We start from the raw sequence: 14291 nt of genomic DNA, 5'->3' as shown, positions 1-14291 counted from the left end.
CCCGACCGCTCAGCCCTGCCGCTCGGCCAGGCTGATCATCAGTGCCTTGATCCCGCTCTCGCGCGACTCGGCCGTCTCCCCGTAGTCGAAGCCGTGGGTGAACTCCGCCTGCGGGAACTCCGCCGCCATCCAGCGCGCGCAGTAGTGCCCGGGCATCATGCACGGCTCCAGCTCGCAGTAGACCCGCACCACCTGCTCGGGCTCCACGCCCTCCGCCCGCAGGCGGTGCCAGAGCACCTCCTCGGGGTGCAGCAGGCCGGGGCCGCCGATGGCCGTCTCGATCCGCGTCCCGCCCTGCTCGTCGGCCACCTCGAAGGCCGCCGAGGAGTCGACGTTCAGCGGGCGCCGCAGGTCGTCCAGCACCCGCGGCCACCAGCCCTCGCGGTCCTCGAAGGCGGCCGGGTCGGCCGCCAGCAGCCCCTGGCGCAGCTCCCGGTAGGCGGCGAAGGCCGCCTCCGGCCGGTCGGACGCGGCGACCGCCGGCAGGTACCGGTCCAGCAGCAGCAGCCCGGCCGCGAACGCCTCCACCGTCGAGGCGACCGGCAGCTCCGCCGGCTCGGACCCCAGCAGCAGCGCGCGGACGGACCGGTCCGGGGCGAAGAACAGCTCGGCCCCGCCGTCGGTGCCGATCCGCAGTTGGGCGGCCGACGCTCCGGCCTCCAGCCCGGCCCCGGCCGCGTACTCACCCAGCGACAGCGGATCGGACTCCTCGGCGGCCCGGAAGTACGGCCCCACCTGGAGCGGCAGTCCGGGGTCGCGCAGCGGCCCGGCGGGCGCGACCGACAGGCTGCGCAGCCCCCGCGGCCCGAAGTGCGCCGTAAGCGCCGCCGTCAGCTCGTCGTCCATGTCCGCACCGGCCCTCTCACGTCGTCTGGTAGAAGTCGAGGAAGGAGTTCCAGAACTCCGCCTCGCTGCCGAACGGCAGATCGTCCCAGCGGCCCATGCCCTCCCGGATGTACTCCTCGGCATCGGCCCAGTCGTACGGCGTCGGCCGTTCCTCGGGCCGCGGCCGCTCGATGGCGATCTTGTACACCAGGTACGCCAGCGAGGAGATGTCACGGTGGATCAGCTGGTACTCCTCGTCGGCGTCCGGGTCGCAGACCCAGATCGTCCCGTCGTCGAGGTTGACGAACACGAACGCGCTGGACAACTCGCCCAACTGGCGCAGCGTGCCGTGCTCGGTCTCCACCAGCGAATCGGTCAGCGGCCGGGCGAACGCCCAGTCCGGGTTCTCGGGCCGCCGGTCCGCGAGCTCCTCCAGCAACCGGAACAGCCCGTTGGAGAACGGCACCCCGATCTCCGTCACGAAGCGGGCGCCGTCCCCGTCCGGCCAGATCCGGGCCGCCTCGTCGGGCTTGAACCTCAACAGGTCGCCGGGCGCGGCCTCGGCGACGACCCGGGGCCAGTCGATCCCTACCAGCACCGGTCATCCGTCCTCTCGGTCCGCCCGCCAACTGCCCTACTGTCCATGCTTCGCCTTCTTCGCCACGTGCTTCGTCTCGTGGGCCGCCTTGTCCTGCTGCCCCTGCGCGTCGAAGTCCTTCGTGCCCATCGTGCCACCATGCTGGCCCGCGGTGTGATCCTGGTGGAGCTGGTCCAGGTACGCCCGGTGGCCCCAGTCCCGGTTCTTCGTGGGGACCTTGCTGTCGTACTCCACGCCGTAGTTCACGTCGAGGTCGGGGTTCTTGGGCTGGAAGTGCCGGCCGAGCCAGCGCTCGCAGTTCTCGTTGGCCTGACAGGGGGCCCGCTCGGTGTACAACTCGGAGACGTGGTCCTCCCGGCCGCCGAGCAGCGGTTTGCCGATGGACCGTTCGGAGTGGCTCCGGTCACCGCTGCGGCCGACCAGGATGATCTCGTCGCCGTCCGGGTGCTTGTACCGGAGCGCCGCGTAGTTCTTGCCGCCGTAGTCGCCCTGGGCCCGGCGGGCCTCCTCGACGGCCCGGGAGAGCGGGGTCGGAGCGTCGATCCGGCTGCTCGGGACCTTCTCGTCCTTCTTGGGGTTCCCGTCCTCGTCCTTGTCGGACTTCTTGTACTTCTTCGCGTGGTACTTGTCCTTGAGGTCGTCCGGGGAGGGGTCCTTGACCTTCTCCGAAGCCCCGTCCAGCAGGGTCTTCAGGGACTTGTCGCTCCCGTCGACGTCGACGAACTTGCCGTCCTTGATCTCCTGGACCCGGCCGTCGTCGTGGACGTAGTACTTCCGGGGCGGCGTCTTCGGCCCGTCGCCGCCGCTGCTGCCCGCCTTCGGCGGCGGCGCGGCCTTGTCCTTGTTCTTCTCGTCGAAGGTGTGGGCGTTGCCGGAGTCGTTGTCCTTGTGGTGCTTGGCAGCCTTCGACAGGTTGTCGCCGGCCTGCTTGTACATCTTCTTGGCGGCCTTGCCCATGTCGTCGGCGAGCGCCTTGCCGAGCTTCTGGGCGCCCTTCTCCAGGGCCTTGACGATCGGGTCCGTCACGCGAAACTCACCCCCGCGACCCGGCTGCTGAAGACCTGCGCGTGCTGGGCCACCTTCTCGGCCTGTTCGTGCAGGGCCTTGGCGTGCGCCTCCACCGCGTCAGGGTTGATCTTGAACTGGGTTCCCCCCGACCCGCCACCGCCGCTCAGCGCGGCCTCGGCGGCCTCGAACACCAACCCGGCCACCGCCCCGGAGACGATCTCCACCAGCGGGGTGATCGCCGCCTCGATCACCTCGGAGACGATGTGGTCCTCCAACTGGTGCGCCAGGTAGGACATCAGCTTGCGCCCGGCCTGCTGGATCGCGATCACCCCGGCCTCCGCCAGGCCGAAGGTCGCCACCGCGGCGGCCTGGGCGGCGACGAAGGAGGCGGCCAGCACGATGAGCTCGCCGAGCGCCTCCAGCTTCATCGCCACGATCACGTCGGCGGCGGTGTCCAGCGCCTTCGCCACCACGTGGGCCGCCTGGACGACCTCGTTGAAGTGCTTGTCGGACATCAGCGCCCACTTGGCGATGAGCGCCTCGTAGGACGCCCCCTCGTACGCCCCGCCGAGCTGATGGACCGTCGCCGTCGAGTCCGCGTGCAGGTCTTCGAGGCCCTTCGCGAACTCCTTGACGTGCTCGCCGAATTCACGGACCTTGTCCTCGTTGACCGAGGGCCAGTGGATGCCGATGAAGTCCAGGAGCGTCGCTACCTCGCTCGGCAGCTCGATCGCCATTGGAGAACCCCCCGGTTAACAACAATCCTTCGATATCGTCGAAAGTTTATACATCCCGCATCCCACCGACAGTGGCGGAAACGTCCTGATTCTGTAGCGATCCACCCGGCTCCACGGCGCACGGCGCCGGACACGAGCCCCCCGCACCACCGGCCGCGCCCTCCGTGACTCCCGGTGCGATGCTGGTTCTGGGGCCCGATCCACGCGGGCCCCGGCACCACCCCTCAGTAGAAGGGCCGACCAGAAATGACCGACGTCGCCGCTGAGCAGGCCGAGCAGAACGACACCGGCTTCGCCCGCCTCGCCATGGTCACCATCGACTGCGCCGACCCGGTCGCGCTGGCCGCCTTCTACGGTGAGCTGCTCGGGTGGGAGACCAGGCACGTGGACGAGCGCTTCGCCATCCTGGACAACCCCGAGGGCGGCAGCCCGCTCGGGTTCGGGCGGGTCGCCGGGTACCGCCAGGAGCCGTGGACCGAACCCGACGGCAGCAAGCACTTCCACCTGGACTTCTACGTCGACGACCTGGAGGAGGCCACCGCCCGGGCACTCGCGCTCGGGGCCACCGAGCCGCAGTTCCAGCACGGCCGCACGCTCAGGGTGCTGATCGACCCGGCCGGCCACCCGTTCGGCCTAGCTCCCCTGGAGTGACCGCGCCCCGGCGGCCGGACGCCGGCGCCGCGGCGGGCCCGGACGGCACATGCGCAGGGCCCGTGTGCGTGCGCAGGCGGCGTCAGGGCTTGGTGGCGAGATCTTGCCGATCGCGTGAAGGACGGCTCTGACCTGCGATTTCACCAAATGATCGAACATTGTGCGACTCACCGGTAGTGGTTACTGTCCCCCGTTGTCAGGGGCACCACACGCCAGGCTTCCCCCGGGCAGGACCACGACGCCGCACGTGCCGCGTCCCGGCACTGCCGCCATCCATGACCGGCCGTTCCCGGCCGACGAGTCCGCCCGATCCTGGCGTCCGTCCTCCCCCAATCCGTCCAGGAGTTCCTCGTGGGTGAGATCCACCATGCCGACCTCGGCTGGGTGACGCCGGCGGTTTCGTACTTCGTCGCCTGTCTGGGCGCCTTCGTCGCCCTGCGCAGCGCCCGCTGGGCCCTGGTCTCGTCGGGCCGCACCCGGACGTACTGGCTGCTGTTCGCGTCGACGTCGCTCGGCGCGGGCATCTGGTCGATGCACTTCATCGCGATGCTCGGCTTCTCCGTCACCGGGGCCGAGATCACCTACCGCCCGGGCCTGACCGTGCTCAGCCTGCTCGTCGCGATCGCGGTGGTCGGGCTCGGCATCTTCACCGTCGGCTACAGCCGCCACCCCCGCACCGCGCTGCTCGCGGGCGGTCTCACCACCGGCCTCGGGGTGGCCGCGATGCACTACCTCGGCATGGCCGCGATGGTCCTGCCCGGCCACCTCGGCTACGACCACACCACGGTGGGGCTCTCGGTCGCCATCGCGATCTTCGCGGCGACGGCCGCGCTCTGGGCCGCGCTGAACATCAAGGGCACCGTCGCCGTCCTGGCCGCCGCCCCGGTGATGGGCGTCGCGGTGTGCGCCATGCACTACACCGGGATGGCGGCGGTCTCCGTCCGGCTCGACGCCGAACAGGGCACCCAGGGCGGTGTGATGGCGCTCCAGTTCATCTTCCCGCTGGTGGTCGGGCTGGGCTGCTACATCTTCTTCGGCTCGCTGGCCTTCGCGGTCTCGCCGAGCCGGGGCACCCTCAACGCGCAGCCGGTGCTGATCGGCCGGGCCGCCCCGCTGGCCGGCCGCGGGCGCTGAGCGCCCGGTCCGGTGGGGGCGCCGGCCCCGGCGCGACGCCCCCACCGGACCGTCCTCGTTCCGGCCGGTCCCACTCCGGCCGGTCGCACCGCGGCCGCCCGCTACTCCGGTCGGCCGAGCAGTCCCGTCAGGTGCTCCGGCGTCGCCACCGGGCAGACCTTGTGCACGAAGTCGCGCCGCAGCCGGTGGTAGGGCTCGCCCTCCCGGTAGAAGTTGCGGTGCATCCGCCGCAGCTCCTCCGTCCGGTGGTCGGCCAGCGGCCGCGCCTCCTCGTCCTCGGCCCGGCGGCGCTTCTTCTCCACCAGCCGGCCGGTCAGCTCCGGCGAGCCGGCCAGCGCGGCCGCCTCCCGCTCGACCCAGCCCCGGAACTCGGCCGCGCCGCCGCCCGCCGTCCGGTCCACCAGGCCGAGCCGCTCGGCCCGGGCCGCGCCCACCGGCAGCGTCTGCGTGGTCAGCTGCTCCGCCTGCTCGGCGCCGACCCGCCGGGGCAGCGTGTACGTCCAGTACTCGGACCCGTAGAGGCCCATCAGCCGGTAGTGCGGGTTGAGCACGGCCGACTCGCGGCACCAGACCTCGTCGGCGGCGATCGCCAGCATCAGGCCGCCGGCGGCCGCGTTCCCGGCCAGCGCCGCGACGGTGAGCTTGTCGGTGGTGGTCAGCACGGCCTCGACCAGGTCGTCCATCGCGTTGATGTTCTCCCAGGACTCCAGCGCCGGGAACGACGCCCCCTCGATCACGTTGAGGTGGATGCCGTTGGAGAAGAAGTCCCGGGCCGCGCCGAGCACCAGCACCGAGGTCGGCCGGTCGGCCGCCTCCCGGTAGGCGGCCAGCAGCCGGCGGCACTGCTCGGTGCTCATCGCCCCGCCGGCGAAGGAGAATTCGAGGAAACCGACGTCCTCCCGCTCGTGGTAGCGGATCTCCGACCAGGTGTCCCGGCCGGCCGCCGAGGCCGGGGTGACCGGCACCTCGCGGACCCGGTGGAGGTGGTCGGCGAGCACCGTCGCGGCCGGCAGCTTGAAGGTGGCCGGCCCGCCGGGCGTCCGCCGCGGGCGCAGCTGCGGGATCCAGACCGCGCCGTCCGTGGTGGCCCGGCAGATCGCGCCGTCCCGTTGGGCGATCACCGCGCCGGGCCGGGCGCCGCGCAGCTCGTCCTCGGGGTGGCCGCCGTGCAGGAAGTACTCGCGCCCGTACAGCTCGTCGAGCACGCCCGGCTGGGAGTCGCCCGCGCGCAGCTTGCGCAGCACGGTGGCGGTGTCGTCGGCCTCCCAGTCGATCCGGCGGGCCTCCTGCTTGAGGAAGGGCCGCAGCCGGCCGCCCACGTCCGGCCGGTCGTAGTCGAGCGGTTCGGGCGTGAACAGCCCGCCCTCGAAGCGGCTCACCGCGAGCAGCACCGCCTCCACGGCGGCGTCCGCGACCTCGCCCCGGTACAGCTCGCTCTTGCCGCAGGCCCGCACCGGGAAGTCCACGGACGCCCAGATGTCCCCGGCGTCCATCTCCTCCACCGCCTGGAGGACGGTCACCCCCCAGCGTTCGGCGCCTTCGGTGATCGCCCAGTCGAGCGAGGAGGGACCCCGGTCGCCCTTCGGGCCGGGGTGCACGATCAGGACGGTCCGGGTCGACCAGACGTCCTCCGGGATCGCCTTGGTGAGCATCGGGCAGATGATCAGCTCGGGGTCGGTCCGGGCCACGGCGGCCCGGACCGGCTCGTCGCCGAGCGCGAGCTGTACGGCCACCTCGTGACCGCGCTCGCGGAGTTCGGTGTGGACGCGCTGGGTCAGGCTGTTGAACGCGGTGGCGATCAGAAGAACGCGCAAAGGGGGCCTCCGGGCAGTGACTGACGTCGTGCGCGGAGGCGATGAAACCAGGGCATGGACACGTAACGATTACGGACGGCGCTTCTCCGGCCGACCCTCACCCACCTCGCACACCTGTGCCGACAGCACCCCGTACATTTCGCCCGATCTCCTCACGACCTCCCGATTCCACACCGGGTCGGCCGCTCACCGGGGGAAGGCGCGCCGGGCCCGCCACGTGGTGTGCTCGCGCGAGACGGCGTCCTCCGCCTCGGCGGCCAGCCGGGCCCAGCGGGCCTCGGCGTCCGGGGCCTTCAGATCGAGGTCGGAGAGCTGGTTCCCGACGTTCTCCAGCTCGCGCGCGGCCAGCTGGTACGCGGCGGCCAGCGGGCGCAGCTGCTTCAGCTGGGTCCAGGCGATCACCGCGGCGGCCGCTGCCGAGCTGGCCCCGAAGACGTGCACCGGCAGCGCGCCGACCGCCTGCGCGATCGCCGCCGCCGCCCCGATGATGATGAGGGCGGCGATCCCCAGCCCCCAGGAGACCGCCTGCGTCTCGCACGCCTCGGCCCGCGAGCGGTACCAGGTGCGCTGCCCCTCGACCCGGGTGCGCAGGTAGAACGTCCGCCGCGCGACCAGGCTCTCGGCGCGCACCCGGCGCATCTCCGGGGTGATCTCCACGGTGGTGTCCGGCGGCACGATCTCCGGGTCCTCGAAGGCGTGCAGCACGTCCTCCATCTGGAGCAGGTAGCCGCGGTCCACCTCCGCCGACTCCGCCTCGCCGTCGAACGGCCGGGCCCGCATCGAGTACTTCCAGGCGAGCGTCTTGACCGACTCGGCCGCCGCCCGGGCCTCGTACCACCGCCCCTGCGGGTTGCTGCGGCGCAGCCGTGACCAGAAGTAGCCGGCCACCAGGAACGCCACCACCGAGAAGAGCGGCGTGATGTCGCTGTCCCCCCGGTGCTCGGGCCCCGGCAGCGAGCCGACCACCGCGGCGATCACGAGCATCCCGATCAGCCCCCGGTACCAGCGCAGTGTCTCGCGCTGACCGTCCAGCGAGGCCTGGTCCGCCGTCCGGAACAGCTCCGGCAGCAGCCTCGCCTCGTCTCCCCCGGGCGGATCCTGTTGCACCATCGGTAGAGCCCCCTCCCCGTCTCCCGTCCAGGCAGTATGCCCACCGCCAACTGCCCTACACAGTGCCATTTTTGGCAGGTCCGTCAGGTCGGTCATTGATCGCACGTCAGGTAACCGATATAACGGGTTACATGCCTCTGCACTGGAAGCTCGTCATCGACTGCGCCGACCCCCACCGCCAGGCCGCCTTCTGGGCCGCCGCCCTCGACTACACCGTCGAGGACCACAGCGCCCTGATCGCCCGCCTGCTCGCGGCCGGCGCCGTGACCCCCGACCTCGTCACGGAGACCGACGGCCGCGCCGCCTGGCGCACCCTGGCCGGCGTCCGCCACCCCGACGAGCCCTTCGACCCGGTCAGCGGCACCGGCCTCGGCCGCCGCCTGCTCTTCCAGCAGGTCCCCGAGGCGAAGACCGCCAAGAACCGCCTCCACCTCGACCTCCACCCCGGCCCCGACGCCCGCGACGCCACCGTGGAACGGCTGGAGGCCCTCGGCGCCACCGTCCTGCGCGCGGTCGACGAGCCCGGCGGCTCCTGGACGGTCATGCAGGACCCGGAGGGCAACGAGTTCTGCGTCCACTAGGGAGTGCCCCGGCCCCCGCGAACGCACCGGGCCCCTCCCCGCACGAAGCGGGGAGGGGCCCGGCGGGGCACCACGGCTCAGAGCAGGCCGAGGGCCGGCATCAGGTAGTAGAAGGCGAAGACGGCCGAGACCGCGTACATCGCGATCGGCACCTCGCGGCCGCGCCCGGCGGCGAGCCGCAGGACGCAGAAGGCGATGAAACCGAAGCCGATGCCGTTGGTGATGGAAGCCACCATCGTCTTGGGTAGTAGGTCGGCATGGCTGCATTCTCACCGCGTCGCTTCGGTGGACGCACAGAGCTGGACATCGACCCTGACCAGCTGGTTTGGATCCTGTACGCCCGCGAGTCGGAGGACTCCGAGGGCACCGGCGAGCAGGTCGAGAACCAGATGGAGGACCTTCGCGCCGAGGTAGCCGGCATCGGCGGGCGCGTGAAGCGCGAGGAACTGGAGAACGACACTTCAGCCTTCAAGAAGAAGCGCATCCGCCTGCCCGACGGCACCTTCGTCTACCGGGTGATCCGCCCCAAGTGGGATTCGATCATCGCCGAGCTACGGCGGAGCGAGGCGAACGCGCTCGCCCTGTCCAACATCGACCGGGGCATGCGCGACCCCCGAGACCTCGAAGACTTGATCGACTTGGTCGAGCGGCACGGGGTGTTCGTCGTGTCTGTGACCGGCTTCCTCGACCTCACCACGGACGCGGGCATCGCCATGGCCCGCAACGAGGTCAACCAGCGCAACCTTGAGTCCCGCAACACCTCCCGGCGGATCTCCAACGGCAAGCGCAAGGCGGCCTTGAAGGGACGCAACTCCGGCGGTGCGAACCGCCCGTACGGCTGGGAGGAGGACAAGAAGACCCTGCGGCCGGCCGAGCTGAAGAACATCCTCGAAGCCGTCGAGAAGGTCCGGCGAAAGAAGAAGCCCTCCACCATCGTCGGGGAGTGGAACGAACGCGGTGAGCTGACCGTGACCGGCAAGCCGTGGATGACCCGCACCCTTGAGCAGATCCTCACGAACCCCCGGCTGTACGGGGCACGGACCTACAAGGGCGAGGTGCTCCTCGACGCCAACGGCGAGTACGTGCGCGGCGACTGGGAGGCCGCCACCACCAAGGAGGTGTTCGACAGCATCCAACCGCTTCTCCGCTCCTACGGGCCACGCGTCAATCCCCGCGACGGCCGAGGGCACACCACCAAGTACCTCCTGTCCCCGTTCGTCCGTTGCGGAAAGTGCACCGGCCACATGCGCGGGGGCGTCCGCGGCAGCGGCCACGTCTACTGGTGCCGCGCGAAGACCGAAGGAGGATGCGGCGGATGCACGCGCCAGGGTGGCGAGGTCGACCGCTACATCACGGAGTTGGTCATCCAGGACCACGAACGCGCCTCACTCCGAGCGGTGGAGCAGCTGCCGCCGTGGGACAGGGAAGGCGAACTCAAGATCGTCCGTCAGAAGATCACCGAGCTGGGCCAGCAGTACCGCGCCAACACCATCAGCGGCTCGACCTACTTCCCGCTCCTGGGCGATCTGGAGTCGGACGAGCGGAAGTTGAAGAACGAGCAGCAGCGCCACGAGGCCGTCCGCACTCAGCGCGTGGAGGCGATCCCCAACCTGCGCCAGCAGTGGGCGAGCCCCGACTTCAGCCTTGAACAGCGCCAGGCCGCCGTAGGACAGAGCCTGATTGCCGTGGTGATCCACCCGACCCGACCGGGCAGCCGGATCTTCGACCCCAGCAAGATCGAGCCCATTTGGAGGGAGCACCCTCCGGCCCTGGTAGGTGCTTGACCACACGCCGAGGTGGCGGGCCGCAGATGTCGCGGTCCGCCACTTTCGACTTGCAGGGTTCAGGACGAGGCCAGCCCGTAGATCTCGGCGATCTGCCGTCGCCACTCCGCAGTTCGCTCCGGGGCTCGCTTCATGTGCTCACGGGCCCACTCTTCGGGGGTCGGAACCACAGCCTTCGGCCTCCCTCCAGCACCGCGCTGCGCGTCAGTCGGACCCGCGTCCCTGGTCATGGTCCACCGCCTCTCGCGCGAGTTCGCGGTTGGTCGCGAGATCGGCGGCGATTCCCGCTGCGATGAGCGCTTCGCCTGACGTGTGACCGGAGCCGACAAAGCGCCAAGCAGACTCGGTCGTGCTCTCGTCGTCCCAGTCCCCGACCAGGCCACGGACGCCGGTCAAGTCGCGAGCATGCTCGGAACGGTCGGCGCGAAGTCGGCCGTAGGTGGTGGAGTAGGCGCGGGTCTTGGTGAGGCAGTGGCCCCGGTAGCCGAGCATGTGGGCCCAGGGCCGTAAGCGGAGGTCCGCCAGTTCGGGCAGGCCGCCGAGGCGCCACGCCGTGCCGATGAGTGCCCGGACGTGTGCGGTGACCGACAGTGCCCGGATCTCAGCCTCGGACTCGATGCGGCGGTCGACGGCGCCAGCGGCTTCGACGCTCTTGCTCGTGTACTTGGCGACGTACGCGGCTACTGCGTCGTCGGTGATCCGGCGCCCGTCACCGCGATCGAGGGGGTGCACGTCGAGCTGTCTGCCGTAGACGAGCTGTCCGTCTCCGTAGGCCGCGGAGCGTGGGCGCGGCAGGGCGACTGCAGCAGCGGCCGAGCGGACGGTCTCCACGAGAAGGTCCGTCGTTGCCCACGGCGGAGGCGGGGAGGCCGGCCCGTCGGACCCGTCGAGCCGTATGACGGCATGGAAGTGGACGGCACCACGTTTCTGGTACTCGGCGACCTTCGTGGCGGAGACCCGGACCAGGGTGCGCACCGCGGTGCGGCCGACTGCTGCCCGGGCGGCGAGGTGGTGGTAGAGGTTGTCCCGGAAGGCCTTCCACAGGGCGGGAGCGGAGGCGTTCCAGAGCACGTGGCCGACGTAGTCGTAGCAGTCGGCGCAGAGCGGCTGGCCGACGAAGGGGTCCGCGTCCGGGTGGACCCGACCACAGCCGCGGCGCCGCCCGTGGTCACAGTGCCCGCGTCTCTTCGAGTGGCAGTCGCCGGCACGGTGGACCGGGCCGAAGGAGGGCGCGGTCAGGGTGACGAACAGCCGCGGGTGCGTCCGCACCGTGTCGGGCACGCCTTTGCCGCCGACGAGCCCGGCGCGAACCAGATGGAAGGTGTCGCCGCTGTGCTCGCGGGAGCAGGGTGCGCAGCGGGTGGCGCGGCGGTTGCGGCAGCGAACAGCCAGGCGGCCGCCCGGTTCGGCGGCGGTGGCGTAGTGCCGGAGGAGTTCACCGGTGACGGCGTTCACCGTGGTGGTGTGGCCGGCAAGGTAGACCGGTTCGGCGCACCCACCGGTGGCCCGTATCTGGTCGAGCCACCGGCCGAGGTCGGGCAACTCGCCCAGGCGGACAAGGTCTCGGTCGACGTCAGGCAGTTGGCGCAGCCGCGCCTCCCGGTCGAGGAAGGCGCGGCGTGCGGCGGGGTCGGCGCACGGGTTGGTACTGGGGCGGGTCATGGCGGGTGTCTCCAAGGCCAGGGTTGGCCGGGCCCCGGCCGGGCGAGGCAGACCTCGACGCGGCCGGGGGTGGCGTGCGGGCGGGTGGAGGGGGTCCGGCGGATCAAGGTCGGACCGCCGGAGGTGGCTGGGTTGGCTGGCACGGTGATCTCCTTGCTCAGGTGGTGTGCGTGAGTCCCTGGACGATCCAGGTCACGGCGTAGACGATCGGGTCGGCCCAGTGGATCCGGTCGAGGTAGACGCCGAGCACGCCGACCAGGACGACGTGCCAGGCCCGCAGTTCGCCGGAGCGGACCAGGAGGAAGGTGACGACGGCGAGGAAGGCGATCAGAATCCCGGTGGGCATCAGAGGTACACCCCTTCGTTCGACTCGTCCGACGTCCGGAGACCGGGCCACGACGGCGCCAGGTGGGCGAACTTCCTGGCCGCACGCCGCGCCTGGTCGGGAGTGACGTGGACGGACCGGGCCCTGATCCACTGGCCGTCGGTGTCGGCGGTGATGGCGACGCCCTGTTCGGCGAGGGTGATGCGCTGGGCTGCGGCCAAGGCATCCTTGTTGAGATCGCCGAGCGCCATCTCGGCCGTCCCCGCATCGCTCACCCGGTGGCAGATCCGGCCGGCCAGCTGCGCCCTCAGGGCGGTGACACCGGGGCCCAGATCGGAGCCGACACGTTGCCCCGCGATGATCACGTGGATCCCGAGGGCCGCGCCGAGCTGCACCAATCGCAGCAGGTTGGTGGAGATCTCCCCGACCTCCGCTTTGTCGTCCTTGGTCGCCACGAGGTACAGCTCGGCGACCTCGTCGACGATCAGGACGATGGGCGTCTTGCGGAGCTTGTCCGGCAGGTCCCAGACCGACCGGGCCCCGACCGACCGGCACAACTGCATCCGGGCTTCGGTCTCGGCGACCAGGTCGGCCAGCAACCGGGCGGCCTCGGCCCGCGAGGACGCCAGCGCCGAGAGACGGTCCTCGAAGAGGGACAGCTCCATGCCGCCCTTGAGATCGATGCCGAAGAGGGCCACCCGCTGTGGGGCCAGTTCCTTCACCAGTGCGGCGATCAAGGTGGACTTACCGGAACGGGTCGCGCCGACGATCAACCAGTGCGGGGCACGCCGCAGGTCGATCGTCCAGGCCCGGCCGTCCTCCAGCAGTCCGACCACCGCCCGCAGCGCCCTCTCCCGCAGCCGGTACGGGAGCACCGGATCAGCCAGCGGGTCCCAGGCGAGCGCGGACAGGGTGACGAACCCGCGCTCCTCGGAGATCAGCCGCACCGAGTGCACACGCCAGACGTGCGCGAGGGCTTCGACCGCGGCGAGGAATTGGTCCGGCACCTGACCGGGGTGAAGGCGCACCCTCACGTCGAGGCCACCGCGCCGGAACTTCGAGACGCCCAGCCGGGGCGGCGTCGGTCGCAGAGGATCGCCACGAACCACCAGGTCCCCGAGCTTCGCCCTCCCGGGGCGCTTGGCCACCGCAAGGCCGAGGTTCGTGGTCAGCCGCCGCCACGTCACCCGTACGCGGATCACCGTGGCCGGGTAGCCGAGCAGGTACCACCACACGTAGGGATTGGTGCGCCGCAGCCCCGGACCGACGCTCAGCACGATGAGCACCGAGGCCAGCAACGCCAACCACAGCATCTGGAGCACGATCACTGCTGATCCCCGTTCTCGATCGCCGTGTTGTGCGCCTCGGTCTCCAGGTCCCGCGCCTGCCGGCGGGCCTTGTCGGCGAGCGTGGCGATCTGGTCGAAGAGCTGGGCACCGCTGTCGTCACGGCCGAACGGGTCGACCTCTTCGGCCAGGTCACCGAGGTTCCCGAGCAGGCGGCGGAGCTGAGCCCGCGTCGCGCTGCTCATCAGGAGTCGGCACCCTTGCGGGAGGCCACCGCCGGTGCGGTGACGGGGGTGATCGATTCGGCGCGGAACGACAGGCCGTGCCGCTCGCCCATCGCCCACGAGAAGGCCGTGAGGCCCGTGACGTTCACCCGCACGCCCTCGACCACGCCCGCCGGCTCGCCGGAAACGCTGATCTCGATGACCGAGGCCCGCCGTCCCTCCTGTCGCACCGCAACACCGACCGTGTAGACGCTGCGCCCGTCCCGGTCCTTCCTCACCTCGCCGGTCTCGCGGTTCGCCATCCGCACTTCGGGGGCAACGATGCAGGTCATCGTGCCGAGCCTGGTTCCGTCCACGGGAATGGACTGCATGGGAGCACGCTCCTAGGTCACCAAGGCCGCATGACGTGAGTCGTCAAACGTACTTACCTTTGGCTCCTCGATGATGCGCCGCCTTGACGCTCCAGCGCAAGCGATTCATGCTTACGTTTAACGGCTAGTGACTGACGACAGACTCACCACATGCGGCCCAAGCAGGGCAAACGATCACAAA

15 protein-coding genes and 1 pseudogene are annotated in these 14291 nt (G+C 70.9%); 4 read left to right on the top strand and 12 right to left on the bottom strand.

Features of this window, described 5'->3' with window-relative positions:
• Positions 1–9 precede the first annotated feature (9 nt).
• Genes ACZ34W_RS09630 through ACZ34W_RS09615 form a run of 4 tightly spaced genes read right to left on the bottom strand, consistent with a single transcriptional unit; the run spans position 10 to position 3168 of the window.
• Entirely contained in the window at positions 10–846 is an 837-nt protein-coding gene (locus ACZ34W_RS09630) for a nucleic acid/nucleotide deaminase domain-containing protein (protein ID WP_329489190.1), read from the bottom strand.
• A gap of 16 nt (positions 847–862) precedes the next feature.
• The gene (locus tag ACZ34W_RS09625; RefSeq protein WP_329489189.1) at positions 863–1423 is read right to left on the bottom strand and encodes an SUKH-4 family immunity protein; all 561 of its coding nucleotides are present in this window, start codon (positions 1421–1423) and stop codon (positions 863–865) included.
• A gap of 36 nt (positions 1424–1459) precedes the next feature.
• On the bottom strand, positions 1460–2449 hold the full coding sequence (locus tag ACZ34W_RS09620; protein ID WP_329489188.1) for a nucleic acid/nucleotide deaminase domain-containing protein: 990 nt from the start codon (positions 2447–2449) through the stop codon (positions 1460–1462).
• Positions 2446–3168 carry a WXG100-like domain-containing protein gene (locus ACZ34W_RS09615; protein ID WP_329489187.1) on the bottom strand — a complete coding sequence of 241 codons (723 nt, stop codon included), beginning with the start codon at positions 3166–3168 and terminating at the stop codon, positions 2446–2448. Before ACZ34W_RS09615 ends, ACZ34W_RS09620 begins: the two co-directional genes overlap by 4 nt.
• Positions 3169–3414: 246 nt before the next feature.
• On the opposite strand from ACZ34W_RS09615, the gene ACZ34W_RS09610 reads away from it, so the two are divergent.
• Positions 3415–3819, top strand: coding sequence for a VOC family protein (locus ACZ34W_RS09610; RefSeq protein ID WP_329489186.1), 405 nt, complete (start codon positions 3415–3417; stop codon positions 3817–3819).
• A gap of 351 nt (positions 3820–4170) precedes the next feature.
• Positions 4171–4953: an MHYT domain-containing protein gene (locus ACZ34W_RS09605; RefSeq protein WP_329489185.1), complete on the top strand. Its 783-nt coding sequence runs from the start codon at positions 4171–4173 to the stop codon at positions 4951–4953.
• A gap of 101 nt (positions 4954–5054) precedes the next feature.
• Here ACZ34W_RS09605 and ACZ34W_RS09600 read toward each other — a convergent pair whose 3' ends face one another.
• Positions 5055–6767, bottom strand: coding sequence for a hydrogenase maturation protein (locus ACZ34W_RS09600; RefSeq protein WP_465602936.1), 1713 nt, complete (start codon positions 6765–6767; stop codon positions 5055–5057).
• 186 nt (positions 6768–6953) lie between these two features.
• A complete protein-coding gene (locus tag ACZ34W_RS09595) occupies positions 6954–7877 on the bottom strand; it encodes a DUF4231 domain-containing protein (protein WP_329489183.1) in 924 nt (307 codons plus the stop codon).
• A 131-nt stretch (positions 7878–8008) separates the two neighbouring features.
• Here ACZ34W_RS09595 and ACZ34W_RS09590 point away from each other — a divergent pair, with 131 nt between their 5' ends.
• Positions 8009–8458, top strand: a complete 450-nt coding sequence (locus ACZ34W_RS09590; protein WP_329489182.1) for a VOC family protein — start codon at positions 8009–8011, stop codon at positions 8456–8458.
• Between the two features lie 77 nt (positions 8459–8535).
• Here ACZ34W_RS09590 and ACZ34W_RS09585 read toward each other — a convergent pair.
• Positions 8536–8685, bottom strand: a pseudogene (locus ACZ34W_RS09585) (NCS2 family permease); the annotation flags it as partial.
• 30 nt (positions 8686–8715) lie between these two features.
• Here ACZ34W_RS09585 and ACZ34W_RS09580 point away from each other — a divergent pair.
• Complete coding sequence (locus ACZ34W_RS09580; protein ID WP_465602934.1) at positions 8716–10242, top strand: recombinase family protein; 1527 nt, start codon at positions 8716–8718, stop codon at positions 10240–10242.
• A 204-nt stretch (positions 10243–10446) separates the two neighbouring features.
• Here the strand turns inward: ACZ34W_RS09580 and ACZ34W_RS09575 are convergent, their stop codons facing one another.
• The 5 genes from ACZ34W_RS09575 to ACZ34W_RS09555 form a co-directional block, all read right to left on the bottom strand.
• Positions 10447–11784, bottom strand: a complete 1338-nt coding sequence (locus ACZ34W_RS09575; RefSeq protein WP_465602932.1) for a replication initiator — start codon at positions 11782–11784, stop codon at positions 10447–10449.
• Positions 11785–12061: 277 nt separating this feature from the next.
• On the bottom strand, positions 12062–12250 hold the full coding sequence (locus ACZ34W_RS09570) for a hypothetical protein (RefSeq protein ID WP_465602930.1): 189 nt from the start codon (positions 12248–12250) through the stop codon (positions 12062–12064).
• On the bottom strand, positions 12250–13557 hold the full coding sequence (locus ACZ34W_RS09565; protein ID WP_465602928.1) for an FtsK/SpoIIIE domain-containing protein: 1308 nt from the start codon (positions 13555–13557) through the stop codon (positions 12250–12252). The genes ACZ34W_RS09570 and ACZ34W_RS09565 overlap by 1 nt, the downstream gene beginning before the upstream one ends.
• A complete protein-coding gene (locus ACZ34W_RS09560) occupies positions 13554–13760 on the bottom strand; it encodes a hypothetical protein (RefSeq protein WP_465602926.1) in 207 nt (68 codons plus the stop codon). Before ACZ34W_RS09560 ends, ACZ34W_RS09565 begins: the two co-directional genes overlap by 4 nt.
• Positions 13760–14110: an SCO3933 family regulatory protein gene (locus tag ACZ34W_RS09555; RefSeq protein WP_465602924.1), complete on the bottom strand. Its 351-nt coding sequence runs from the start codon at positions 14108–14110 to the stop codon at positions 13760–13762. The genes ACZ34W_RS09560 and ACZ34W_RS09555 overlap by 1 nt, the downstream gene beginning before the upstream one ends.
• Between the last annotated feature and the right edge of the window lie 181 nt (positions 14111–14291).

It is taken from the genome of Kitasatospora sp. NPDC022856, from assembly GCF_055561235.1.
This window is presented reverse-complemented; position numbering and strand designations above follow the sequence as displayed.